The sequence below is a fragment of the Neolewinella lacunae genome, from assembly GCF_014349155.1.
Lineage (GTDB): Bacteria > Bacteroidota > Bacteroidia > Chitinophagales > Saprospiraceae > Neolewinella > Neolewinella lacunae.
Genome location: NZ_JACSIT010000067.1, coordinates 81,919 through 106,108, shown reverse-complemented (window position 1 = coordinate 106,108; position 24,190 = coordinate 81,919). Strand labels below are relative to the sequence as shown.

Below are 24,190 nucleotides of genomic sequence, written 5' to 3'. Positions count from 1 at the left end.
CTTTTGCCGGTACCACCTTGAAAAGCGGGACAAAAAAAGCAGAATGCAGGCGGTTGCCCGCGTCTTTACCAGTTCTTAACACAAGACGATGCCACAAGGTGCTGTAAAAACTCCAATTATTCGCCATTGCGGCCCCACCTTTAACGTTCTGTTAGCCGCCCCTAGGCGTAAAAAAGGCCATTGAGGTAATCGAGCATGTAGTTGAGGGCGGGTACGGCGTCGCGCTGGAACTCGATGCCGAGAAAGGCGTTGCTGCCCGAATCGAGGAAGGCGTGGGGCCGCCCTTCGTGGACCCAGTAAGTGAGGTCATCGTGGCCAGCCATTTTCAGTTTATCCATGTAGGCCTGGATAGAGGCCGGCGTCGTCAGGTTGTCTTTCGAACCCACGGTGAAGAGCATGGGCGGGTAGTTGCGGCTGGTGGCGGCATCAACCAGGTGGATGGGCGAAATCATTTTGTAGCGTTCGGCGTGGTCGGTGGGGTTGTAGTCGCGGCCCATAATGCCCCGGGGTTGGGCACCGCCCAGTTGCCAGAAGATGTTGCTCGCACTTTCAAAGCTGTTGGATCCTTCGGCGTAGGGATTAAAGGCACCGTAGCTGATGATGGCGGCCTGTACGTTTGCATCACTTGCTTTGATGCCGTCGGCGGGGAGGTAGCTGGGGCGGAAAGTATAGTTGGGTGGATTAAAATCGCCATCTTCGGCCATGCGGTGTCCCTGCGTGGCCACCATCGTAGCCAGGTGCCCGCCTGCGCTGTCTCCGGTCACAATAATGCGCTTCGGGTCACCACCGTATTTGGCGATATTTTCCCGCACCCACAGCCGGGCCCCGAGGGCGTCGCTGACGATTTCGTCCATCGTCACCGTATTTTCCAGATCACCCAGCAAGCGGTAATTTACGTTGCAAACGATGTATTCTCCGTGGCTCGCCAAATAGGCCGCCCCCTCGTCCATGATGCTTTTATTATTGATCAGCCAGCCCCCGCCGTGGTACATAATAATCACGGGATAACTGCGCTTTTTGGTATCCGGCGTGTAAATGTCCATCGTCAGGTCAAAGCCGCGCGGTGCCGCCCATTTTACGTCCGCCACCTTCGTGAAAGTATGGCTTTTCATGGCCGCCTGGCTGCCGTTCGCTCCCGTTTGCTTCATACTGGTGCCGCAGTTGAGCAGCAAAAGGGCAATGGGAAATATTTGAAAAATTCGCTTTATCATCATCATGGTTTTTTTATTTTTTGCGCGGACGCAGGTGAAAGGTTGAGTTGAAGGAGCAGTGAGTGAATGCGTGAATGTGCGAATGTGTGAATGACCGCCGTGGGGTGCTGTGAGTGAATAATTGAATAATTGACCGCCGTAGGCAGCAGCGTAGCTAATGCGTGAATGAGTGAATGCGTGAATGCGTGAATGAGTGAATGCGTGAATGAATAAATGAATAAATGAATGCCACGTCTGTCCCGTGCGGTAGCCCATTCACGCATTCGCGCATTCACTCATTGGCCCCATTCACGCATTCACTCATTGGCCCCATAAACCGCCGCCCGAAACCCCCGGTGCAGCCCAATCTGGTCGTAGGGGAAAAGCTGGACAAAGAGAACGGCCGTGAGGTCGTTGGCGGGGTCTACCCAGAACAGGGTACTGGCGGCACCGTCCCAGAAAAATTCGCCTACGCTGCCGGGGTTTTCCTGTGCATCAACCGGCGGACGCATCCGCACGGCAAAGTCGATACCAAAGCCCACTTGTCCTTTGCTGGGCAGCCAGATGCGCTGGGTGACGGAATCGGCCAGATGGTTGGTGGCCATCAACTGAACCGTCTCCGGCTTAAGAATTTGCTTACCGTTGAGCGAACCGCCGTTAACCAACATCCGTGCAAAGGTCATGTAATCGTCGAGCGTAGACGTCAGGCCAAAACCTCCGGGCGTGAAAACCTGTGCATTGATGTTAAAGGCATGGGCCTCCGCGTCGGGCATCTGCACCAAAGTGCCATCGGCGGCGCGCTGGTAGGCGGAGGACATTCTGGCGCGGTCTTCCTCCGGCACGAAGTAGCGGGTTTCTTGCATCCCCAGCGGATCCAGGACTTTGGTGCGGAGGTATTCGTCAAACGGTACGCCCGCGATCCGCTCTACCAGCAACGCCTGCACGTCTACCGCAGGACCGTATTCCCACTGTTCCCCGGGATGGAAAAGCAACGGGATGCTCGCCAGTTTTTCCGCCAGCCCCGTCAGGGTATGCGTATAATTCCGCGTGTCGGCCGCCTCCCAGATGGGCTTCAGCGCCGGGTGGTCGCCACCGTTGTAAAAACCTGCCGTGTGGCGGGTGAGATCGCGGATGGTCATCGGCCGCTTGGGCGCTTCGGTCTTTACCTTTCCCGCCGCGTCTACTCCGGCGTACACCCGCACGTTGGCCAGCTCGGGGATGTACTGCGCAACGGGGTCGTCCAGGGAGAATTTACCCGCCTCGTACAACTGCATCAGCGCCGTAGCCGTCAGTGGCTTGGTCATGGAATAAATCTGGGCAATGGTGTTGCGCGCCATCGGCACCTTGCCCGCCCGATCGGCGTCGCCCGCGGCCTTGAAGTAAACCTCTTCGCCTTTTTCGTAGATCAACGCCGAGATGCCCGCTACGCCGCCGGGTGCAACGAAGGCTTCCAGCGTACTGTCCAAACGCGCCACCGCCGCTGGCGTGATGACGGGCTGCCGAGGCCAGTGTTTTTTCGCCAGCGCCAAGGTGTTTTCAATGCCTTCTCGGGAGGGCAGTTTATCGCCCTCGTATTCTATGCCCAGCCAGCCATTGTAGTCCCGGGCGTGCAGGATGTCGAAAAGTACGGCGTAGTCCATGCTCGGCTCCTCGCCCGCCGCGTCGAAGTTGAAGGCTTTTACGCTCACGGACGCCGCGTAGGGAATGAGTTCCAGCATTCCCTGGTAGCGGTTGTATTCCTCCACGCAGGGCGCTCCCCAGAGTTCCCCGTTTTCCCGGGCGATGCACCAGTTGTCGAAGTCGGCCAAACTGCCCACTTCGTAGTCTTTCAATTGCTCCACGAGGTCGGCCAGCCAGGCACCGTTGTTGGAAATGCCGCCGTGGTTCTCAATGACAATCCGGATGCCCAACTCGCGGGCTTCGCGTGCCAGTTGAGCGATGGACTCCAGGCAGGCGGCCTTGATCTCCGCAGGAGTGCCATCGCCGTGGGCATTGACGCGGATGGCCGGACTCCCAATCCGCTGCGCCGCGCGCGCCCACTGCAGGTGTACGGCAATGGAACGACTCCGTTCAGCAGGATCCGAACTACCTAAATTGCCAGCCCCATCTACCAGGATCATCACATTTTCCAGGCCCGCCGCCTCAGAGGCCTGGCGCAGACTATCCAGAAAGGCCGTATTTTCAACCTGGTCCTGGAAAAACTGGCTGACGTACTCCACGCCCGCAAAACCCATCTCGTCGGCCGCGGCGATGAAGTCGAAGGTGTTCATGTCCCCCGAGAAGTGCTCGCGGTGAAAAGACCACTGCCCGAGCGAATACCGAGGTTCGGCTGCCTTGCCTTGTTCAACTGCGGGGTTCTGCTCCGCAACGGAGCCGTCCGGGGCATCCCCGCAGGCGCTAAAGACCAGGCTGGCCAAGAGGATGCCCATACAGGCAATTTTTTGAAAAGTAGGCATATGCATGTCGTTGAGTCACTGGTAAAATTAGCCCTGATCCGGCAAAATGAAGCGGTAGAGGTAGGGCGCCTTGTTGGCCGCGCCGGTAAATTTCTTTTCCAACCGCTCCAGTACCCCCAGGTCGAGTATCCGCCGCTGGAAATTGCTGCGCGTAAAGGCCCGGTCGTAGACCGTCTCGTACAACTCCCGCAGCTCTTGCATGGTGAAACGCTCGGGCAGGAGATTAAACCCGATGAGCTTGCGGTCCAGGTCGTTGCGCAGGGCTTTGAGCGCCTCGGCTACGATCTTGTTGTGGTCCATCACCATAGCGGGCAAGGCTTCCAGCGGATGCCAGTCAATCGAGTCGTCAATCTCACTTTTTACCGGCACCACTTTGGCGATATTAACCAGCGCGTAGTAGCCAATGGACACAAAGCGGCGCGTCAACCAGGCTACTTCTCCCGCATTTTCACCGTGCCGCTCCGCGTTTTCCCGAACGATGTCGCGCATGAACGGTCCGGTGGAACGTTCCAGATCACCGAAAACCTGAAACTGCTCCAGGTAAATCTTTTCAATGCCCGTGCGCCCCTTCAGGATGTTGAGAGCAGCCTCGTCGATGCTTTCGTCCTGCCGTACAAATCCTCCCGGCAGCGTCGAAAGCCCCCCGCGGAAATTCAGTTTGGGCACCAATACGTGCAGACTTCGGTCGCGGTAGCCGAAGATGACGCAGTCGATGGAAAGCTGCTCAATAAACCCCTCCTTTTCCGGCAGCCGGAAGCGTGGGCCGTCTTGCATAGTTCTGATTTAAGCCTGAACCCAGGCGTTGACCGGTGCTAAGGTAAGGCAAAGTTGTGGCTATTGTATTTTTTTTATACAATAACCGATTATTCCCCTTAGCTTTGCCTTCGATCATTCAAGTTTACTCCGTCCATGAAGGCATCTTCCTTTTTCCTCAGCATTGGCCTGCTGGCCGTCCTTCTGCTCAGCTTCGGCTCCTGCCAGCCCACGCCGGGCCCGGCCCAGCTGCTCGTCTTCAGCAAGACGGAGGGCTTTCGCCACACTTCCATTGCCGCTGGTGTAGCCGCACTGACCAAAATGGCGGAGGAAAAGGGCTTCACGGCCACCTTCACCGAGGATGCCGACTTGTTTACCGATAACAACCTGCGCAACTACCGCGCCGTGGTCTTCCTCAATACTACCGGAGACGTCCTCAACCCCGCCCAGCAGATCGCCTTCGAGCGCTTTATCCAGGCCGGCGGCGGCTACGTGGGCGTACACGCTGCCACCGATACGGAATACGACTGGCCTTGGTACGGTCAGCTGGCCGGCGCATACTTTCTCGACCACCCCAGCACCCCGAGCAACTTACAGGAGGGCACCTTCCACGTCCTCGAAAAAGACCACTGGGCAACCCAGGGCATGCCCGATACCTTTAAGCGGACGGACGAGTTCTACGCCTTCCGCAACATTTCGAAGCACATCCATCCGGTGCTCGAAATCGACAACGAAAGCTACGTTGGCGGCAGCAACCCCGATTTTCACCCCATGAGCTGGTACCAGGAATTTGACGGCGGTCGCTCGTTCTACACTGCCATGGGCCACACCGATGAGACCTACTCCGAGCCCCTTTTCCTCGATCACCTTTGGGCGGGCATCAATTACGCCATGGGTGGAGATGATCCCGCGCCACTCGACTACGAGAAGTCCCGGCCAGAAGAAAATCGCTTCTCCAAAGAAGTCCTGGCCGATAAGCTTGACGAACCCATGGAATTGACGCTGCTGGACGAAGAACGCATCCTCTTCATCCAGCGCAAAGGCGAAGTGCGGCTGTACAACCTGGCCACTGCCGAACTCAAAACAATTGCCAACCTGCCCGTCAGCCTGAAGTACGTGGACAAAGACGGTAAAGAATCCGTTGCCGAAGACGGCTTGCTGGGCCTCAACAAAGACCCCAACTTCGCCGAAAACCACTGGATTTACCTGTTCTACTCTCCGGTCGATACCGCCGTCAACCGCCTTTCCCGCTTCGAAATGAACGGTGATGAATTGCTGCTGGACTCCGAAAAAATCATGCTCGAAATTGGCGTACAGCGCGAGCAGTGTTGCCACACTGGAGGGTCCATCGACTGGGACGCGGCGGGCAACCTCTACCTTTCTACCGGGGATAATACCAACCCCCACGGCTCCAACGGCTACAGCCCCAGTGACGAACGCCCCGGGCGCAGCGCCTGGGACGCCCAGAAATCTTCGGCCAATACCAACGACCTGCGCGGCAAAATCCTCCGCATCCACCCCGAGGCCGACGGCAGCTACACCATCCCTGAGGGCAACCTATTCCCCGCCGGCACCGCCAATACCCGCCCCGAAATCTATACCATGGGCCACCGCAATCCTTTCCGGATTTCCGTAGACCAGAAAACGGGCTACGTGTACTGGGGAGACGTCGGCCCCGATGCCAATGAACCCAACCCCGAGCGCGGCCCCGCTGGCCACGACGAAGTCGGCCAGGCCCGCAGCGCCGGCAACTTCGGCTGGCCCCACTTCGTTGGCGACAACAAAGCCTACCATAAGTACGACTTCGCCAACGAGAAATCTCTCCCAAAGTGGGACGCCGCCGCTCCCACCAATACCTCGCCGAATAACACCGGACTACAAGAGCTCCCCCCCGCCCAGCCCGCGTTCGTCTGGTATCCCTACGGCGCTTCTCCGGAGTTCCCCCTTCTGGGCAGCGGTGGCCGCAACGCCATGGCTGGCCCCGTCTATTACCAAAGCGATTTTGCTAACGCCGAACGCCCCTTTCCCGCCTACTACGATGGCAAACTCCTGGCCTACGAATGGATGCGCGGCATCATCTACGCCGTAAAAATGGACGCCGAGGGCAATTTGCTGTCCATGGACCGCTTCATGCCCAGCTATACCTTCAGCAACCCCATGGATATGGTCTTCGCCGCCAACGGCGATCTTTTTATGCTCGAGTACGGCACCGGATGGTTCACCCAAAACGACGACGCCCGCCTGGTCCGCATCAGCTACAACGCCGGCAACCGCCCGCCCAAAGTGGAACTCATCGCCAACACCGCCGGCGGCTCCGCACCCCTGGCTTTGGAACTTAACGCTGGCGGTACCTCCGACCCCGACAACGACGAACTGAAGTTTACCTGGAACATCAGCAACGACGCCGGATTCAAACAACATTTCACGACCGAAGAGGCGGCACTCACGCTGACGGAAAAAGGGGTCTACAAAGCCGAACTCACGGTAGACGACGGCAACGGCGGCCAGGTTACCCAGGCCCTCGAGATCGTCGTCGGTAACGAAAAACCCATCGTTGACCTGACGCTACCCAACGGCAACGCCTCCTTCTTCGTCCCGGGGCAACCCATCCTCTACGACGTGCAGGTGACGGACGCCGAAGACGGTAAACTGGACGCCGGTATCGCCGCCAGCCAGGTTGCCTTCAGCATCGATTATCTTGCCGAGGGCTACGACAAAGTCATCATCGAGCAGGGCCACCGGGGCGCGGACGCAGGTGCAAAGTTGAGTAAAGGAGCAGTGCTCATCGGAGAAAATGACTGCATCTCCTGCCATAAGGTAGCCGAAAAATCCATCGGCCCCAATTACACCGAGATCGCCACCCGCTACGCCGGAGACGCCAACGCCGAAGAATACCTGACGGGCAAGATCATTGCCGGCGGCAGCGGCGTCTGGGGCGAAACCGCCATGGCTGCCCACCCCGAACTGGCCACCAGCGACGCCGTGGAAATGGTACAGTACATCCTCAGTCTGGCCAAAAAATCCGACCAGGCCGCCCTGCCCCTCAAAGGCAGCTATTTGCCCACCTTGCCCGAAGGCGACCCCGGTATGGGCGTCTTTATCCTGCGGGCCGCCTACCTCGATCGCGGTACGGACGGACTTCCCGCCCTCGGTGCCGAGAAAACTTTGGTGCTCCGTAATGCCAACATCAACCCCCACAGCTTTACGGCCTACCAGGACGTGCGTAAGCTCTCCTTCGGCGGCCGTAATCTCCTGCTCCCCGAAAAATCCGGTGCCTACGCCTTGCTCTCCGACGTCAGCCTGGCCGGCATCAGTGCCATTTCGCTCGTTGCATCGGCGCCCGTCCCCATGATCAACGCCGTAGGAGGAACCGTAGAACTCCACCTCGATACACCAGACGGACCCCTCCTGGGCACGTCGCCACTTCTGAAGACTACCGACCAGATGCCCGGCCAATCCGCTGCCGCTCCGCCACTGCTGACCGTTCCCCTTACTCTGCCCACGGGTACTTCCCCAACCGATCAACACGATCTCTACTTCGTCTTCAAAAGCCCCGATGGCGCAGACGGCGTAATCATGGTAGTGATGGGGGTAATGGTCCAATTGGACCAAAAACTGAGCCGCTAGTTTTCCCCGATCGATGCCTTTGTCACGACATTCGCCCGCAAGGGATTTTTCGCCGATTGGGTCCGGAGGGAAATTCTGCGCGGGCGAAAACTGTGGCCACCCGCGGGCGCGCCCTTAATCCCGCCGGGTGTAGGCCAACAGCTGTCGCGCAATGTACTTGCCGATGATGTCAAACTCCAGGTTTACTTTGTTACCGGGGCGGAGGGCCTGAAAATTGGTGTGCTCGTAGGTGTAGGGAATTATCGCCACCCGGAAGGTATCCTCCACCGGTTCCACTACCGTCAACGATACCCCGTTGATGCAAACACTGCCCTTATCCACCAATAGATTTTCGGGGGAGGGGTAGTACCGGAATTGGTAGTACCAGCTGCCGCCTGCCTCTTCCACCGCCAGGCACTCACCCAGGCCATCGACGTGGCCCTGCACGATGTGACCATCCAGCCGCGCACCCGCCTGCATGGCCCGTTCCAGGTTTACCCGGTCGCCCACGGCCCATTCGCCCAGCCGCGTCCGGTCCATCGTCTCGCGGATCGCCGTTACGGTGTGCATCCCCGGCTCCAGGGCCACCACCGTCAGGCATACCCCGTCGTGGGCCAGGCTCTGGTCGATCTTCAGCTGATCACTGATCGGCGAAGCAAGGGTGAAGTGGTAATTGTCCTGCTCGCGCACAATCTGCGTGATGGTGGCCGTAGCCTCAATGATGCCCGTAAACATGGTGCGATGATATTAATAAGTTGGCCAGCATAACAACGGAGACCGACCGCCGTTCACCGCTGCGCAAAAAGCCAGCAGTTTAATGGCCGCGCTTTCTCACTCAACCCAAGACAATTTCTTCAAAATCGAAGGGGACCTGCACTACCAGTTCGTGCTTACTCCGGGAAACTCCACTGCTAACCTTGTGCCCATCGACGCGGATTTTCTTCGGGATTTCCTCCAGGCCCAGAAAGCGCACCTGAATGGTTTGGAAGCTGGCGTTGAAATCTCCCCGGATGCTCTGCGCCAAGGTCGTTTTTTTGCCCAGGCGGGTCAGTTGGTAAGTGCGCTCGGTGTACTGACCAGCGGCGTGGCCGTACCCTTCGCCCGCGTCCCAGTAAAATTTGCTGCTTCCCGTGGTAGCCGCAAAAACGCTGAGGTGGAGCGTAGTGGCCTTACTGAGTTCGCTGGTACTCTGCACCACTTCGGCGGTGGGCAGGGATGCGCCGGCCCGGACAAAAATGGGAATACGGCTGGCCTTGACTTTGATTTTCAGGATTTGCTGGCCAGGGTGCGGGGTGCCCTCCCAAAAGTCATACCATTCCCCGCGGGGCAGGTACACTTCCATTTTCTTGACGCCTTTTTTCAGGACAGGACAGACCAGAAGGTCTTCGCCAAAGAGGAACTGGTCGCTGTAGGTCCGGCAGAGCGGATCGCGTTGGTCGTGGAAGAAGAGGTTCCGCAGGACTGGCTTGCCCGTCACGAGGTGCTGCCGGAAGCTGGTGTAGAGGTAGGGCAGCAGCTCGTAGCGCAGTTCAATGGCTTTGCGGTTGTTGCGGGTATGCTCTTTGCCGTGAACCCAGGGCTCTTGGTCCTGGCGGTTGGTGGCTTCGGCTTTTTTTACTTCTTCCGCTTCTACCTCGGCGGCCCCGTCGGCGTTATTGCCCATGCTGTGGATGCGCATCAAAGGATGAAAAACGGCCAACTGCAGCCACCGCGTCAGCAATTCCGGACTAGGGTCGTCCACGAAGCCGCCGATGTCGGTACCCACCATGCTGTACCCGCTGATGGCCAGGCGGATGCACTGCCGGTTGGCAATTTGCAGGTGTTCCCAGCTGGCTACGTTGTCTCCCGTCCACAGGGCTGCGTGGCGTTGCCCCCCGCTGAAGTTGGCCCGGCCGAGGAGGAAAGGACGCTTGGCTGGTTGCAGTGTCTTCAAGCCCTCGTAGCTGGCCCGGGTCATTTGCATGCCGTAGATGTTGTGGGCCTTGCGGTGGTCCGTCGGTGCACCGTCGTAGTCGTGGCGGACGTCGTCGGGGAAGGTCAGGCGATTGACCTTAAACATCGCCGGCTCGTTCATGTCGTTCCAGAAGCCACTGACCCCTTGCTCGCAGTAGAGTTCGCGGTAGAGCTGTCCCCACCACGACCGGACGCTCGCCTTGGTGTAATCTGGCCAGACACATTCCGGGGGCCACACCGGGCCCACCATCAATTCTCCCGAACCGCGCTTGCAGAAGGCATCTTCGGCCATTCCTGCGGCGTAGACGGAGTAGTTTTCATCGACGCGAATGCCCGGATCGATCATCACCACCGTATGGAAACCTTGTTCACGCAGGTCGTGGATCATTCCTTTGGGGTCTGGAAAATAATCGTGGTTCCAGGTGAAACAGCGGTAGCCGTCCATGTAGTCGATGTCCAGGTAAATGGCGTCGCAGGGGATGCGTTTGGCGCGGAAGGTATCGGCCAACTCCCGCACGCGGCTTTCCGGATAGTAGCTCCACCGGCACTGGTGGAAACCCAAGGCCCACAGCGGCGGCAGCTCTGGAAGCCCCGTCAGCTGATGGTAGGCCGCTGCAACGTCGTCCAGGGCCGGTCCGGCCAGGAAGTAGTAATTCAGTTCTCCGCCGTCGGCCCAGACCGTAGCCACCTGGTTCTTATGGCTGTTGAAGTCGAAGTGGCTGCGGTAGGTATTGTCCAGAAAAATCCCGTAGCCATAGCCTTCGCGCAGGCCGTAAAAAAAGGGGATGGAACGGTAGTTCGTTTTTCGGTCGCGGGTGAACGCAAAGGCGTCTTCGTTATAATTCGACCATTCGGTGCCTTGCAGGTCGGTGTCCCAGGCTTTGTCGCCCATGCCGTAAAATCCCTCTTCGGCGCTGGTCCGGAACTGCAAACGTACCTGCTGGATGCCCTCCAGCAGGGTAGTGCGCAAATAAAGCCCTGAACTGTGCTCGTGCAAGACCGTTCCCGTTGCGCGGTCCGTTATGCTGACCGTGCCATCGGCCTTGGAGATACTTACTTCCAGCGCTGCGGTCTGGAGCGTAAAGGCCGTTTTGTTTTCCAGCACCGTCGTTTTCACCAGTCCGGGGCGGGCGGCGGGGTCGAGGGCGTAGCTGAAGTCCCGGCCCGGCGCGCCCAGTGTCGCGCGGAAGCGGATCAGACGCTCGCTCCATACCGTAATGTGCAGCACCAGCGTTCCCGAACCTTCTATCCGGTAGGTGTTGGCCCCCAGGGGGGTAATGCCCGAAACTGCGCCCGGTTGGTGCTCCCGATAGACATCGTCGTAGCGGGCCGTATTGGCCGTGTCGCCGTCAAAAACCAGGTGGGGGGCGGGGGCGTAGGAAAAAACGGGGGCTTTTTTAAGCTTGGGTATTTTGGGCATCGCGGGCAGTTTTCGGGCTGCAAGGTAGGAAAGATGCCAAAAGCTTGTTCAGACTTTGGCCTTTTCCACCAGCAAACGGACATTATCGGGCAGATCGACCTCGCTTTTGGCTGCGGCGGCGTGTCGACTTGCCTTGCTCCGTGCCTTGAGTGCGCACCTGCGGCCGCGCCCAAAAAATTACTTGCCGTTCAATGACCAGTCGTAGTCCTTGAAGCGAATGTCGGTGCCCTCGGGCAGGGGGCTGGCCAGGTATTTGTTGAGGTAGCTGCGCAGATCGCCGAAGTCTTCCTGGTACCAATCGAAGATTTTGGAGACCATGATTTGTTCGCCACTCGTTTGGTTGTACTGCCCGTTGCGGATAAATTTCCGGGCGTTGGCCTGCAGCATGCTCTCGAGGTTATCGGCGGTAAAGGCCTGATTGGGCAGCGGCGGGCAGGACTTGGCGGCGCAGTTTACCGCAAAATGGATGCGGGCGTCCTGGTATTTGGGGCGCAAAATATCGTGTTCGATGTTGTTGAGGCTGTAGCTTTTGCCGTCCAGGGTGATCCACTTCACCTTCCAGGGATCGCCGCCGTCGAGGTCCGTTATTTTCTGTACGGGGTAGTTTTTGAGGATCAGTTTTACGGTGTAGGCGTTGTAGGCGTTGATCCAGTAGGCCATGGCGGCTTTGCGGGGCCATTCGCTCGTGGGCGCGTTAGCGGCGAGGCTGGCCAGGTAGGCATCGAGCTGACTTTCCTGCTTTTTCAGGGCCGCGTAGTTCACCACGCCAGCGTCGCTGACGTGGGCTTGCAGGAGCGTGTTCCAGGGTGCGTGGCTGGGGATCTCAGGGGACATGGGGGCTGGTGGGGCCGTGCTTTCGGGGGCGCTGGACGCAGGTGCTCCCCCCCGACCCCCCGAAGGGGGGAGTGTGGACGAAGGAGCTGGGGTGGACGGGGCCGGCGTCGGCTTTTCTTCGGCTTTTGGGGACTTACTTCCCGCAGTTTCCTGAATGGCTGGCGACGGCGCTTGCCCGGTCTTAGCCGCTGTTTTGGCGACGGGGGCGGGCAATTTTTCTGGCGCTACGGTGGATGGATCGTCGTTGCGGGTATCGGCGATCTGATCCTGAGCCGTGACAATTTCGGGGGTATCGCCGGGCATATTTTCTACGCTGCTGCCGGGGGTACTGCTGTCCACGACGGAGTCCGGCGGATTTGGCCCCTGGCAGGTGAATAAGCAGATGGCGAGGACTAAGACAGCGAAAAAGCGTAGGAAGAGCATGGTAATTGAACTAATGTTACTGTCTTCAACGTCCGCCACCGGGTCCGAAGTTTGCTGGTCCAACGCGATTCGTCGGCAAGCGGCAAATGATTTTGCAACTTCTTTGCCGCAGGTGCTTGTTCGGAATCGGGCCGTAGTATATCTTTGCGCCCCGTTAACGGAGGAATGGCAGAGCGGTTTAATGCACCGGTCTTGAAAACCGACGTACTGAAAGGTACCGGGGGTTCGAATCCCTCTTCCTCCGCAACCATTTTTAGTGAGCCCGCGTCGTTTTACGGCCGGGCTCATTGCTTTGGTAGCCGGGGCATTTCCCCTACGGCGGCCAGGTAAACCCGGCAATCCGCCGTGACTTCAAAGGAATAACTTTCGCCGGCGGGTAAAAACGCGGCACGCTGCCGGGTGTGGAGCTGGAGGCCGCTGGCTTCGTGCTTCACTTGCCCGTCGAGCAGCAGCAAAATGGCCGGTCCCAACGGGCAGTCTGCCGTGACCCTGTCTCCTGCGGTGGCATCCTGGAGGGAGAGGGAAAAATCTGGCGCGGGAGTGGGGTAGTGCTTCCAATCACCTGGCCCGGGCGCGGGTTGCAGAATTTGCGGGGTTACGGCGGAGCAGTCGATGTGGGCCAGCAGCTCGGGCACGTCAATGTGTTTGGGGGTTAGGCCGCCGCGCAAGACGTTGTCGCTGTTGGCCATCAGCTCCAGACAGCTGCCGGCCAGGTAGGCGTGGGGAATCCCCGCGTCCTGAAAAATGCCTTCGCCCGGCCGCAGGTGGACGATGTTGAACCAGTAGATGCTGAAGATGCCGCGGTCGTAGTGGCCCTCCCGGGTGTACTGTTCCAGGGCGCGGCGGGCCCAGAAGGCGGGCGTGCTGCGGTCGTGGCCGCTTGTGTTGCGAAGTTGTCCAGCGAGCGGATGGAGGAGTTCATCGACGCGGTCCTGCCCGGCTTCCATCACGTAGCGGTAGAGTTCGGGGATGCCCCGCCGGAGGTAAGGTTCGAGGGCTTGCCAGCCGGGGACGGACTGGAGGGTTTGGCGAATTTCGTCGGGGTTGCGAAAGCCGTGGAGCAGGTAAAAGTCGGTGAGGGCAACGCCGAGTTCGGGTTTGTGGTTGGGGTCGCGGTAGTTGCGGTGGTCGGCGGTACGGGGGATGCCGGCGGCTTCTTCGCGGGCAAAACCAGCCTCAGCGGCGGCTTTGGTGGGGTGGATTTGGATGGAGAGCATTTCCCGTACGTCGAGCACCTTAAACAGGAAGGGTAGGGTCGCGGAAAAGCGCGCGGCTACTGTGGGGCCGAGCATTTGTTGGGGGTTTTCGTCGATCAGGACGTCCAGCGTAGTTTCACTACCCACCACTTTGGCGGGGCCTTTGGGATGGGCACCCAGCCAGAGTTCGGCCTGGGGACCTTGCGAGGGGTTGGGCTGTTGCAGGAACTCAGCCAGAAACTGGGTGCCGCCCCAGGCGTAAGATTGGAGAATGCCTTCGATGGCGGTGGGTTGTTTGGGCATATGGATAGGTATGCGGCTTTTATTCGTGGTAAAGGTAAGTTGTGGAGGTTTTTAGTTTAGGTTGGCTTGCGGACGCTTCGCGCAGTACCCCGGATTGCGGACGCTTCGCGCCCTTATCCGGGGTTATTGAGGTTGGACCCCTCCGGGGTCGGGAGGGGGGGGGACGACTGGAAGGGAGGTGACTCGCTCCTTCGCTTGCTCGCGCACTCTTCCTGGCACCTGCGGCCGCGCCCAAAAGGAAAAGGGGCCGCAAAACGCTGATTTAGCGCTAAAGCCCGTCCGGTGGGGTACTAAATTGCCCGCTGACTACCATACTATTGTCGGTCAAGCTACCTTAGCGCCCCGTAAAAAATAACCAAATGCCATACCTGTTTACCTCCGAGTCCGTCTCCGAAGGGCACCCCGATAAAGTAGCTGACCAAATCAGCGATAACCTGGTCGACCACTTCCTGGCCTTTGACCCCAGTTCTAAAGTCGCCTGCGAAACCCTCGTAACGACCGGCCAGGTGGTGCTGGCTGGCGAGGTAAAATCGAGCACGTACCTGGACGTACAGCAGCTGGCGCGCGACGTGATCCGCCGGATCGGTTACACCAAGAGTGAGTACATGTTCGAGGCCAACTCCTGCGGCGTACTTTCGGCTATCCACGAGCAGAGCCCCGACATCAACCAGGGTGTAGAGCGTGCCGAGGCGGAAGACCAGGGGGCGGGCGACCAAGGGATGATGTTCGGCTACGCTACCGACGAAACCGACAACTACATGCCGCTGGCCCTGGACCTGAGCCACCGGATTCTCCGGGAGCTGGCCGCCATCCGCAAGGAAGGCAAGAAAATGAAGTATCTGCGCCCCGACTCCAAGAGCCAGGTCACCATCGAGTACGACGACAACCACCAGCCGATCCGCATCGATTCCATCGTTGTTTCCACCCAGCACGACGAATTCGACAAGGACAAAAAAATGCTGGAGCGCATCCGTGAGGACGTCATCAAAATCGTCATCCCCCGCGTGCGCAAGGGCCTGAAGAAGAGCCTGCGGAGCCTGTTTACTGACGGCATCACCTACCACGTCAACCCCACGGGCAAGTTCGTCATTGGCGGACCGCACGGCGACACGGGCCTGACGGGCCGCAAGATCATCGTAGACACCTACGGTGGTAAGGGAGCCCACGGCGGCGGGGCGTTTTCGGGCAAAGACCCCAGCAAGGTAGACCGTTCGGCGGCCTACGCCACGCGGCACATCGCCAAAAACCTGGTGGCCGCCGGGGTTGCCGGTGAGATGCTTGTACAAGTCAGCTACGCCATCGGCGTGGCCAAGCCCACCAACATTTACGTCAACACGAATGGCTCGGCAAAGGTAGACCTGAGCGATGCCCAGATCGCCGAAAAGGTCATGGAGCTGTTCGATATGCGCCCCTACGCGATTGAGAAACGCCTCAAGCTGCGCAATCCCATCTACTCCGATACCGCCGCCTACGGCCACATGGGCCGGGAGCCGGAAACGAAAAAACTGACCTTCCGCGACGGTTCCGGTAAAACCAAGACCGTTAAAGTGGAGACTTTCACCTGGGAAAAGCTCGATTACGTTAAAAAGGTCAAGACGGCCTTTGGGCTGTAAATCCAGCGGAAAGATTATTTGCCCCGGGGTGGCCGTTGGTCACTCCGGGGCCATGTTGCGTCGTCCGTTATGCCCCGTTGGGCAGAACCTTCACCTTGCTGGGCGAAAGACGGTTTAAAGTGCCGTAGCTTAGCGCTTCTTACGTACTTTAAACCAATCATCATGCGTCGTCCACTCCTTTTCCTGCTGGCCATTGTCACGGCCGCTATGCTTTCTGCTTGTTTGACCATTGAAAACAAGGTGACCTTGCGGGCGGACGGTTCCGGCGAGCAGGTTGCTACGGTTGACCTGGGAGAGATGATCAGTAATCCCTTCTTCAAAATGGCGATGGAAGAGGAAATGGCCAAAAATGGTAAGCCGGAAGGTGAGCAATCCGTTGATTCTACCTGGGTGATGCTGGACCAATTGGGGCCGTTGAACCCGGACTGGTCGGCCGGCGAACGCGATTTGGTGGGGCGTGCAAACGGGCGCATGTACATCAACTTCGAGGAAGGGGTGGGCTACGTGAAGACCTTCTTTGCCTTCGACGATGTTGCGCAAATTGCGCAGTTCAACGCGTTGATGGCCAAGGCCAACAAGCCCGAAGAAGAAAACCCCATGGCCGGTTTTGGTGGCCAGGATGGCATGCTGAGCAGCTATACCCTCCAGGGAAAAAAATTCACCTGTACGAGCAGTGTTTCTCCCGACTTCGTTAACCCCATGGCCAATTCCGACCTGGGTGAAGAGGGCGCCGAGATGATGAAGCAGATGTTCAGCGATGCATCGATCATCTACACGCTGGAGCTTCCGGGCAAGGTGAAAAAAGTGAAGGGCTTCCCGGGCCACACCGTGGAGGGCAAAACCCTTACCCAGGTCATTCCCTTTCTGGACCTGATGGACAAGCCCCAGGCGTTGGTCAATGCACTGAGCGGCGAAGTGAAATTCAAGTAAACCATGCTGGAAGACATCTGGAATGCGGCCCGCAAGGGGGTGAGTGACCTGGCGGGCACCGTCGGGGAGGGTGCCAAGGAAAAGACTTTGGAGGTCATTGAGGACTGGATGAAGATTTTCCCCCAGTTGAGTGCCTACGGGTTGGAGATTACCAGCTTCTCGATGGCGCTGGCGATCAGCCCATCCCTCAACGTGGAACTACTGGGCAAACACGAAGACTGGAAGGAAGAGGCCCTGGCCAGACGCGCCGAAGCCCACAAAGGGGAAGTAGCCATTTCGATGGTCTTTTCCGCCATCCGCACCGCTTACCGGATGCAAAAGCAAACCAAGGCTCCTTTGAAGGACCCGCTGATTTTAAAGATCATCGTTCGCCTTTCCCCCGAAGTGCGGGTGGTGCTCGGTCAACCCGTCCTGGAAGACTGATGTTCGGGTCTTAAAATATTTCCCACATGACCGTTCATCTGCATCGCCTTGACGACGCTTTCCACCTCGAAGCCACCAACGAAGAAGGACACACCGTACGGGCGGATGGCAGCACGGCCATTGGCGGGAGCAACTCCGCGATGCGGCCGATGCAGCTGTTGCTGGCGGCCGTGGGCAGTTGTTCCAGCATCGACGTCATTCTCCTCCTGCGCAAGCAGCGGCAGGACCTCAAAGACCTGCGCATCAGCGTCTCCGGCACCCGGCGGGAGGAAGAACCGCGGCTCTTTACGGCCATTCACGTACATTACACGCTGGTGGGGGAAGTGGATGAAAAGAAGGCCGAGCGGGCTTGCCGCCTGAGCATGGAGCAGCTGTGTTCCGTCAGCCTGATGCTCAAAGCGGGTGGGGTAGTGGTTACGTGGGATTATGAGGTGGTGGGGGAGTAGGGCTTGTGTCTGCTGGCCCTGAAACTGGTACTTTTGCTTGGACGTCAAAGTATGGTTCAACAACCCAAGACTTAGGATTTTGTGTTTTCTTGAAAATTCATAGTCAGCAATGACTTGAAAATTTCCTGATGGCCTTCATCATCTGTATTTTCAACAATGGATGCGATACGGGCATGAAATTCTTCCTTGATTAAGTAATAGAACCGACCGACGATGATGCACCCCCACCCCTTCACCACCCCCAGGCTAACCCTGCGTCCCTTCCAACTGGCTGACGCCCCGGAACTGTACCGGCTCAACGCTGATCCGGAAGTCATGCGCTGGATACCAAAGGATGAAGTTTTTGCCAATACCCAGGCGGCAGAAACTTTTTTACACGATTACCTTGCCCAAAGCAAAGAGTGGCCGTACGCCAGGTGGGCCGTAGTACGAACGGACGATGCGGTCTGGCTAGGGTGGTGTGGGCTCCGGCAAGGACCAGACGGTGCGGTAGACTTAGGCTACCGATTTCACCGCAGCGCCTGGGGGAATGGCTACGCCACTGAATCCGGCAAAGCCTGGATCGAGCAAGGCTTCGGCCCGGGTAAGCTACCGCGCATCGTCGCCAGCGCAGCGGACGGTAACATTAACAGTCACCGGGTCTTGCAGCGTCTCGGTTTCCGACGGTTCCCCGAGGGCGACTTTTCAAGGGATGGGTTCCACTGGCAGCGTTTTCACCTGGAGCGAGCCGCACAGGGAAAGCCCTGATTTTCAGCTCCCCAACGGAACAGGGGAATGGCAGCTTTAAAGAATGATTGAAAAAAATATTTGTTTTAACGAGTTCATTGTCCGTATCTTTATCGAAGACCTTGCTGTCGCAATAAGTAAGCGGCTCAGACAAGTACCAAACTTAGGCTTAAAGTCAAGCCACCCTCACCAAACCTATCACCCAAACGCACTAAACACCAAACCAAGCATAGTACTTTGAACGCATTACCCACCACTTTCACCGTCAATTCCTACAGGATGCTATCCGATGATTTGGCTTCACCCTTTTTTTATTGCCCGGGCTAGTGGAAATCTATTCCCTGCAGTGCAACGCTGCTGAATAGAGAACTTTTATTGAAGTAGGTTATCCGGATGGCCAGTTACCGTTGGTAGCTGGTCATCTACTTTTTGGGGCAGGACGTCACGCTGGTTAGCTTTCGGGCACTGCGTTTTTCCGCTGTGTGGTTTTTTTAGAACCGCTCAGGCATTAGGGGTACTGAGTAAGGGTTTATTGGGCCTGGGCTTCTCTCAGCGCCGGGCCTTCCATTGCTCCTTTAACTTACCTGGCACCTGCGGCCGCGCCCAGCCGGAAATACTGCGCAGCGATAAACTGCTTATGGCTGCCCCAGGCGATCGATGGCCGCCGAAAGGCGATTGATCATCTTGCCCTGCTGGGCGATGGTTTCCTTGAGCCCGATCATTTCTTCGTGCACGTAGCGCTGGATGTTCTGCGGGGAAGGCAGGAAAGGGGTAATTCTGGCCCTCACGTACCAAATTTCCCGCAGGTCGGATAAGGATACGCGGTAAGATTGGTAAAAAGTATTGTCCGCCACCAATTCCAACTCTTTGCTCTCGGCAATCAGGTTTTTTACCCGCCGGACCACCACGTCACTGCGCGTAACCACCACGTAAGCGTAGTTGTCTTTGATGCCCGATTCCCACAGGGTGGGCTCCAGAAAAGAACAAACCACTTTGTCGCCTTCAAACAGGGTCGGCTCCATGCTGTCCCCGGGCACGTCAAAACTCCGGTGGGTGCCCACTTTGTACTTGTAATCGGGCAATCCGAAAGTAGGCAGGCCCTGCACAAAAGATGGATCTCCCAGCTCTGCCGCGTAGGCCGAGTGCGCGGGCAGGGGTACGTGGACAATCAGCTCGTCGTCATTCGGCGTTTGGATGGTGGTCAGTACCCGAAAACTTTGGTTGGACTCTTCGGTCATGAACATTGGCCCGTCCCCCGTCATCAGGTACACCGGGTTCATTTTGTACTTGTCAATTGCCTTGCGCAGCAATTCCACGGTCACATCCCGCCGCCCTTTCAGGATTTCTGAAAGGGATTGGGGCAGGTAATCCAGGGAAATGGCAAAAGCCCGGCTGGAGCGCACCCGTTTCTCTTCCCGCAGCTTATTGTGGCACTTGATGAAGCGCTGCGAAACGACGTTGTTCATGTCTTGTGTTAGGACTAAGCCCCGAAGGGAGGAGTGCGGAATGATGGCGGTGCCGAAGGTCTTGAGCCCTCCGGAATGCCGCAGCGTGCCCAAAGATAGCCCCAGGAACCGTTCTTGCAATAGTGACGAACCTTTTTTGTCGCAACTTTTTGCTAATCTTTTTCGGGATCGATCAGGACGTCGTCTTTGCCCGAACTTCCGTTTTTGATTACCTTTCTCGCCTCTTCTTCGTCGCCTTCTTTTTTTTGCGGAAGGTCAGGTGCTTCGGCGTGTGGCTCGTGATTGAACCGGACGAAAATCGGGAAGTGATCGGATCCGATGTGAGGTAAGCGATGGAGTTCCGCCAGCGCCAGGTCTGCTGAGTGAAATACGTGGTCCAGTGGCCAGCGCGCGAACCAGTAATCGGCGTGAAAGGTGGTATACATTCCCCTTCCCCGGCGTGGATCGCGCAATCCACTCAGCCGCTGAAACAGCCGGGATGAATGTGACCAGGCCACATCGTTCAAATCCCCGGCCACGATGGCGGTGCGTTGTTTTTTTGCCACTTCCAGCCCCACTAAGGCCAGCTCTGCGTCGCGCCCGGTACTGGCGTAGTCTTCCGTAGGGCTGGGGGGCATGGGATGTAAGAAGTACAGGTCAATTTCCTGGCCGTTGCCCAGTTCAATGGTCGCATCGATGCTCGGAATGTCTTCCTTGATGCGGTACTTTACCAGCGGATCAATCAGTGGCAGGCGGCTGAACAGGATCATCCCGTAAAAATTTTCCAGGGGCACATCAACGTGGTAGGGGTAGTCGGTATCCAGGCCCGCGTGCAGGGCTGCTTCCCAGGCCTGGTTGGTTTCTACGGTGAGCAACAAATCCGGTTGCCATTTCCTGGCAAGGTCAATGACTTTGGCGTAGCTTTCGTTGGTTTGCAGGACGTTGCAAACGAGCAAACTCAGGCCTGTTGAATCTGTCACGGGCCGGGTGGCGGCTACTGATTGTTGCTTCCAAAGCGGGGTGTAGGGCAAAATTCGCGCCGACTGGTAGATCAGGCAAAACACCAGCAGGCCCGTTACGAGATAGTCGTACCAGTCCCAATCTACGTTGGAACCACACCAAAGGAGCAGGGCTACGCCGAGAAGAAAGACCATTTGCTGCCGGGGGTAGTCAAAACCCCGGATCCAGAAGTCGTCGTAGGGTAGAAAAGGTACCAGGGTACCGAACACCCCGATAGCACCAAGCAAGTAGGCGAGAATGCGCAGGAGGATCAAGTTGGCTGTTGGTTGATGTTATTCCTCTTAATAGGTTCCCCTTGGCCGATGTTCGACTTTATGGCTACTTTCCCCGTATTTCCCGCTCCTTCTCTTCCAAAGCATGGACTAGCAGCGGGACAAGCCCGGGTGTTGTCCTCGATCAAAGTGCGGAGCATCCTTTTTTTCCCGATTTGGGGGCTAACCCCACGTAAATCGCCTACCTTGCTTTCCCCCTAACCAAGTCTGATTATGCCAAATATCCACACCGTTGATTTACACTTCCTGGGCGAAAGTGCCGCCATTGCTGCTTTTGCCATAGAGGATGCGGATGGCCTTACCCTGGTGGAGTGCGGCCCTTTCTCCACCCACGATCATCTGCTGGCTGGCCTTTCCGCGCTTGGCTTCCGGCCGGAGGAGGTGCATACCTTGCTGCTCAGCCACATTCACTTCGATCACGCTGGTGCGGCCTGGTGGTGGGCGCAACAGGGCACCCACGTTTACGTGCATCCCCGCGGGCTGAAGCATATGCTGGATCCCACGCGGCTTTACGGCTCCGCCGCCCGCATTTACGGGGAGGACAACATGGAGCGCCTATGGGGGCGGATGGAGCGCATTGCCCCTGACCAGATTTCTGCCGTTGAGGACCGTGCAGAAATCCGACGCGGCGGCAACACCTGGATAGCCCACCATACGCCGGGCCACGCCAGCCACCACATTGCCTGGCAGCTGGGCGACCAGGTATTCACCGGCGACGTTGGCGGGGTGTGCATCAAGGGCGGCCCGGTTGTCCCCCCTTGCCCGCCGCCGGACATCAACGTGGAGGAGTGGACCCGCTCCATTGAGCGCCTTAAGCGCCTCGGGGCCAGCCACTTTCACCTTACCCACTACGGTGCCGTTGCGGCGGGATCTGACCATCTCGACCAACTTGCCCAACGCCTGACGCACTACGTCAACTACGTAAAAACAGCCTTGGCCAGCGGCCAGACCACGGAAGCCATCGTACCCGGGTTCACGAACTTTGTGGAGGATGAATTGCGTGCTGCGGGGGTGGGGGAGGAGACCATCGGTGCCTACCGCGTTGCCAACCCGCCGTACATGAGTGTTGCCGGCATCGCCCGCTGGCTCGATCAGGCGGGGTAGGTCATCTTCCAGCTCAGCCGCCAAACCCAGGCATCCTGCGGGTCCACCCCACAGCCTTCGGCAATGCCCGCAGTGGGCACGGCCAGGATCTTGTCTTCCGCATCCACCAAGAGCGGCAGGCGATCGCGCAGCCAGGCCGGCACCTTGCGGTCAATCAGGTATTCCTTCAGTTTCGTCCGTTTTCCCGCCAGCCCGAACGGAGCAAAATAATCGCCCTTTTGGCGCGTACGCAGGTGCAGGGGAAAGGACGAAGGAGCCAGGTAGAGGCCGTCCGCCAGGCGCAACTCCTCCGGGCGCAACACCTGCTCCAGCCGCAACGAGAGCAGGGGGTGCTGGTAAGTAAATGGCAAGGCCTGAACCTCCAGCGGCAAGGCGAGCGGAGCGTCCAGATCGGCGTTGGCCAAAAATTGCAAGCCTTCCCTGGTTACGTAGGCCGTGGTTTCTTCACCCCGCAAGACCAACGGCCGCGTTGCCATCACCATCTGCCGGTGCTGCTCCGCGCTGAAGCCCGGGTGCAGGTGGTGCAGCAAAGTCAGTAGCTGGGCCGCAACGGGGTAATCCTGCCGCCGGATCAGTTGCCCGGCCCCGGCTGCCGCCGCCCGCGCCAGGGCCTCGGCCAGGAAAAGTTGCTCGCCCCGCAGTTGCTCCGCCGTCCGGGCCCAGGAGCCAGGGCTCAGGCCAAAACCCTCCGTGAATACCGGGACCAACGTGTGGCGGATGCGGTTGCGCAGGTAGTCATCTTGCGCATTGCTGCCATCCTCCCGCCACCGGATGCCGTGCATCCCGGCGTAAGCCAGCAACTCCGCCCTGGATACCGACAAAAGTGGTCGCACCAGGCGATCCCGCCGCGGCTGCATCCCCGCCAGGCCCGTCAATCCACTGCCCCGCAACAAGTGCAAAAGGAAGGTCTCGAAATTGTCGTCGGCGTGGTGGGCCGTAAGGACGAGGTCGTATTTGTACTCATCCAGAATTTTCTTAAAATAACTATACCTCAAACGCCTTGCCGTCATCTGGGTGCTTTCCCCGGGCAGTGCTGCGGCTTCGACGTCCACTGCCGTACCAAAAAACTTTGCATCCTGCGCCCGCGCCAGTTCTTCGACGAATGCTGCATCCTCATCCGAAGCGGCACCCCGCAACTGAAAATTGACGTGAACAATGGCGTAGTCGTAACCCTCGGCCCGCAGCAAGTGCGCCAAAACTGTACTGTCCAGCCCGCCGGAACAGGCCAGCAACAGTTTATCCGCCTTCGTAAAAAGCCGCTCCCGAAGAACAGCCTCCCGAAACATCTCGACTAAATCCGCCATGGAAATTGAATAATTTGCCCAGACCCCGAGCCAGTAACCTTGCCAGCGAACAGGTTCAGGTAACGCTCTGCAAACATCCGACGGCAAACATCGGACAGCAAAGATCGCTAATGCATGCGGTCGCCCCTGACTTCCATTCCCTCCAGTAGTTGCTTCTCGAAGGCCAGGAACTCCCGCCAGCGCTGGTCGACCTTTTCGCGGTCAAAATACTTGCGCGCCAGCTCGATGAACAGTACGTAATGCCCCGCTTCGGCCACCATGAATTTGTGGTAGAACTTTCGCAACTCAGCGTCCGCACAGTAGAGGCTCAGCAGCCGGAAACGTTCGCAACTCCGGGCTTCAATCAGGGCGCAGAGCAGGAGCTTTTCCAGCAGCGCTGCTTCCCGGCCACCGCCTTTTTGCAGGAAGCCCATCAGCCCGTTAACGTACTCGTCTTTGCGCTGCCGGCCCAGCTTCAGACCGCGTTTGTCCAGTTCGTGCAAAACCATGCGGAAGTGCCCCCATTCTTCGGTGACCACCGGCGCTACTTCCTCCACCAGCTCGGGGTAATCGGGGTAGCCCTGGATCAGGGAAATGCAACTGGTGGTCGCCTTCTGTTCGCAGTAGGCGTGGTCGGTCAGGATTTCCTCCAGGTCCATTTCTGCCAGGTTGACCCAACGGGGGTCGGTGGGCAACTGCAGGTGAAGCATCTGAACGGTAGCGGGGGTATCCATCTGGAAAAGGTGTTGGGGGCGGTAGCGCAGCTTGTGCCCTGCGCTACCGCCCAACGGTGA

The 24,190-nt window shown here is 58.2% G+C and carries 18 protein-coding genes and 1 tRNA gene; 8 read left to right on the top strand and 11 right to left on the bottom strand.

Going from position 1 to position 24,190, the window contains the following annotated elements:
* Positions 1 to 161 precede the first annotated feature (161 nt).
* From H9S92_RS04855 to H9S92_RS04845, 3 genes are all read right to left on the bottom strand, one after another.
* Entirely contained in the window at positions 162 to 1,217 is a 1,056-nt protein-coding gene (locus H9S92_RS04855) for an alpha/beta hydrolase (RefSeq protein ID WP_222935980.1), read from the bottom strand.
* 290 nt (positions 1,218 to 1,507) lie between these two features.
* Positions 1,508 to 3,619 (bottom strand): serine hydrolase, encoded by a 2,112-nt coding sequence (locus H9S92_RS22190; protein ID WP_187465582.1) that lies wholly within the window; start codon positions 3,617 to 3,619, stop codon positions 1,508 to 1,510.
* A 54-nt stretch (positions 3,620 to 3,673) separates the two neighbouring features.
* Positions 3,674 to 4,420 carry an NUDIX hydrolase gene (locus H9S92_RS04845; RefSeq protein WP_187465581.1) on the bottom strand — a complete coding sequence of 249 codons (747 nt, stop codon included), beginning with the start codon at positions 4,418 to 4,420 and terminating at the stop codon, positions 3,674 to 3,676.
* Positions 4,421 to 4,555: 135 nt separating this feature from the next.
* Here H9S92_RS04845 and H9S92_RS04840 point away from each other — a divergent pair, with 135 nt between their 5' ends.
* A complete protein-coding gene (locus H9S92_RS04840; RefSeq protein WP_187465580.1) occupies positions 4,556 to 8,026 on the top strand; it encodes a ThuA domain-containing protein in 3,471 nt (1,156 codons plus the stop codon).
* A gap of 114 nt (positions 8,027 to 8,140) precedes the next feature.
* Here the strand turns inward: H9S92_RS04840 and H9S92_RS04835 are convergent, their stop codons facing one another.
* From H9S92_RS04835 to H9S92_RS04825, 3 genes are all read right to left on the bottom strand, one after another.
* Positions 8,141 to 8,740: a riboflavin synthase gene (locus H9S92_RS04835; RefSeq protein WP_187465579.1), complete on the bottom strand. Its 600-nt coding sequence runs from the start codon at positions 8,738 to 8,740 to the stop codon at positions 8,141 to 8,143.
* A gap of 100 nt (positions 8,741 to 8,840) precedes the next feature.
* Positions 8,841 to 11,378 (bottom strand): glycoside hydrolase family 31 protein, encoded by a 2,538-nt coding sequence (locus tag H9S92_RS04830; RefSeq protein ID WP_222935979.1) that lies wholly within the window; start codon positions 11,376 to 11,378, stop codon positions 8,841 to 8,843.
* A gap of 177 nt (positions 11,379 to 11,555) precedes the next feature.
* The gene (locus tag H9S92_RS04825; protein WP_187465578.1) at positions 11,556 to 12,635 is read right to left on the bottom strand and encodes a DUF547 domain-containing protein; all 1,080 of its coding nucleotides are present in this window, start codon (positions 12,633 to 12,635) and stop codon (positions 11,556 to 11,558) included.
* Between the two features lie 159 nt (positions 12,636 to 12,794).
* Here H9S92_RS04825 and H9S92_RS04820 point away from each other — a divergent pair.
* Positions 12,795 to 12,879 (top strand) — tRNA-Ser (locus tag H9S92_RS04820).
* Between the two features lie 40 nt (positions 12,880 to 12,919).
* Here H9S92_RS04820 and manA read toward each other — a convergent pair.
* Positions 12,920 to 14,134 (bottom strand): mannose-6-phosphate isomerase, class I, encoded by a 1,215-nt coding sequence (manA, locus tag H9S92_RS04815; protein WP_187465577.1) that lies wholly within the window; start codon positions 14,132 to 14,134, stop codon positions 12,920 to 12,922.
* Between the two features lie 359 nt (positions 14,135 to 14,493).
* Here manA and metK point away from each other — a divergent pair, with 359 nt between their 5' ends.
* The 5 genes from metK (at position 14,494) to H9S92_RS04790 (ending at position 18,293) form a co-directional block, all read left to right on the top strand.
* Positions 14,494 to 15,747 (top strand): methionine adenosyltransferase, encoded by a 1,254-nt coding sequence (gene metK, locus H9S92_RS04810; protein WP_187465576.1) that lies wholly within the window; start codon positions 14,494 to 14,496, stop codon positions 15,745 to 15,747.
* Between the two features lie 162 nt (positions 15,748 to 15,909).
* Positions 15,910 to 16,677 carry a hypothetical protein gene (locus H9S92_RS04805; RefSeq protein WP_187465575.1) on the top strand — a complete coding sequence of 256 codons (768 nt, stop codon included), beginning with the start codon at positions 15,910 to 15,912 and terminating at the stop codon, positions 16,675 to 16,677.
* A 3-nt stretch (positions 16,678 to 16,680) separates the two neighbouring features.
* Complete coding sequence (locus tag H9S92_RS04800) at positions 16,681 to 17,100, top strand: hypothetical protein (RefSeq protein WP_187465574.1); 420 nt, start codon at positions 16,681 to 16,683, stop codon at positions 17,098 to 17,100.
* A gap of 26 nt (positions 17,101 to 17,126) precedes the next feature.
* On the top strand, positions 17,127 to 17,546 hold the full coding sequence (locus H9S92_RS04795) for an OsmC family protein (RefSeq protein ID WP_187465573.1): 420 nt from the start codon (positions 17,127 to 17,129) through the stop codon (positions 17,544 to 17,546).
* 213 nt (positions 17,547 to 17,759) lie between these two features.
* The gene (locus H9S92_RS04790) at positions 17,760 to 18,293 is read left to right on the top strand and encodes a GNAT family N-acetyltransferase (RefSeq protein ID WP_187465572.1); all 534 of its coding nucleotides are present in this window, start codon (positions 17,760 to 17,762) and stop codon (positions 18,291 to 18,293) included.
* Positions 18,294 to 18,907: 614 nt separating this feature from the next.
* On the opposite strand, the gene H9S92_RS04785 is transcribed toward H9S92_RS04790, so the two are convergent.
* The gene (locus tag H9S92_RS04785; RefSeq protein WP_246463658.1) at positions 18,908 to 19,858 is read right to left on the bottom strand and encodes a S24/S26 family peptidase; all 951 of its coding nucleotides are present in this window, start codon (positions 19,856 to 19,858) and stop codon (positions 18,908 to 18,910) included.
* A gap of 32 nt (positions 19,859 to 19,890) precedes the next feature.
* On the bottom strand, positions 19,891 to 20,991 hold the full coding sequence (locus tag H9S92_RS04780; protein WP_187465571.1) for an endonuclease/exonuclease/phosphatase family protein: 1,101 nt from the start codon (positions 20,989 to 20,991) through the stop codon (positions 19,891 to 19,893).
* 231 nt (positions 20,992 to 21,222) lie between these two features.
* On the opposite strand from H9S92_RS04780, the gene H9S92_RS04775 reads away from it, so the two are divergent.
* Positions 21,223 to 22,113, top strand: a complete 891-nt coding sequence (locus H9S92_RS04775; protein ID WP_187465570.1) for an MBL fold metallo-hydrolase — start codon at positions 21,223 to 21,225, stop codon at positions 22,111 to 22,113.
* Here the strand turns inward: H9S92_RS04775 and tilS are convergent.
* The gene (gene tilS / locus H9S92_RS04770) at positions 22,101 to 23,417 is read right to left on the bottom strand and encodes a tRNA lysidine(34) synthetase TilS (RefSeq protein WP_187465569.1); all 1,317 of its coding nucleotides are present in this window, start codon (positions 23,415 to 23,417) and stop codon (positions 22,101 to 22,103) included. The genes H9S92_RS04775 and tilS overlap by 13 nt on opposite strands.
* 107 nt (positions 23,418 to 23,524) lie before the next feature.
* Positions 23,525 to 24,130: a tRNA-(ms[2]io[6]A)-hydroxylase gene (miaE, locus tag H9S92_RS04765; protein WP_187465568.1), complete on the bottom strand. Its 606-nt coding sequence runs from the start codon at positions 24,128 to 24,130 to the stop codon at positions 23,525 to 23,527.
* Positions 24,131 to 24,190 lie beyond the last annotated feature (60 nt).

Bases quoted from the DNA above. Each gene is read 5' to 3' on its own strand.
- H9S92_RS04775 (WP_187465570.1), top strand. From the start codon at position 21,223: ATGCCAAATATCCACACCGTTGATTTACACTTCCTGGGCGAAAGTGCC.
- H9S92_RS04800 (WP_187465574.1), top strand. From the start codon at position 16,681: ATGCTGGAAGACATCTGGAATGCGGCCCGCAAGGGGGTGAGTGACCTG.
- H9S92_RS04830 (WP_222935979.1), bottom strand. From the start codon at position 11,378: ATGCCCAAAATACCCAAGCTTAAAAAAGCCCCCGTTTTTTCCTACGCC.
- miaE (WP_187465568.1), bottom strand. From the start codon at position 24,130: ATGGATACCCCCGCTACCGTTCAGATGCTTCACCTGCAGTTGCCCACC.
- tilS (WP_187465569.1), bottom strand. From the start codon at position 23,417: ATGGCGGATTTAGTCGAGATGTTTCGGGAGGCTGTTCTTCGGGAGCGG.
- H9S92_RS04855 (WP_222935980.1), bottom strand. From the start codon at position 1,217: ATGATGATGATAAAGCGAATTTTTCAAATATTTCCCATTGCCCTTTTG.
- H9S92_RS04845 (WP_187465581.1), bottom strand. From the start codon at position 4,420: ATGCAAGACGGCCCACGCTTCCGGCTGCCGGAAAAGGAGGGGTTTATT.
- H9S92_RS04840 (WP_187465580.1), top strand. From the start codon at position 4,556: ATGAAGGCATCTTCCTTTTTCCTCAGCATTGGCCTGCTGGCCGTCCTT.
- H9S92_RS04825 (WP_187465578.1), bottom strand. From the start codon at position 12,635: ATGCTCTTCCTACGCTTTTTCGCTGTCTTAGTCCTCGCCATCTGCTTA.
- H9S92_RS04835 (WP_187465579.1), bottom strand. From the start codon at position 8,740: ATGTTTACGGGCATCATTGAGGCTACGGCCACCATCACGCAGATTGTG.
- H9S92_RS04790 (WP_187465572.1), top strand. From the start codon at position 17,760: ATGATGCACCCCCACCCCTTCACCACCCCCAGGCTAACCCTGCGTCCC.
- H9S92_RS04795 (WP_187465573.1), top strand. From the start codon at position 17,127: ATGACCGTTCATCTGCATCGCCTTGACGACGCTTTCCACCTCGAAGCC.
- metK (WP_187465576.1), top strand. From the start codon at position 14,494: ATGCCATACCTGTTTACCTCCGAGTCCGTCTCCGAAGGGCACCCCGAT.
- H9S92_RS22190 (WP_187465582.1), bottom strand. From the start codon at position 3,619: ATGGGCATCCTCTTGGCCAGCCTGGTCTTTAGCGCCTGCGGGGATGCC.
- manA (WP_187465577.1), bottom strand. From the start codon at position 14,134: ATGCCCAAACAACCCACCGCCATCGAAGGCATTCTCCAATCTTACGCC.
- H9S92_RS04805 (WP_187465575.1), top strand. From the start codon at position 15,910: ATGCGTCGTCCACTCCTTTTCCTGCTGGCCATTGTCACGGCCGCTATG.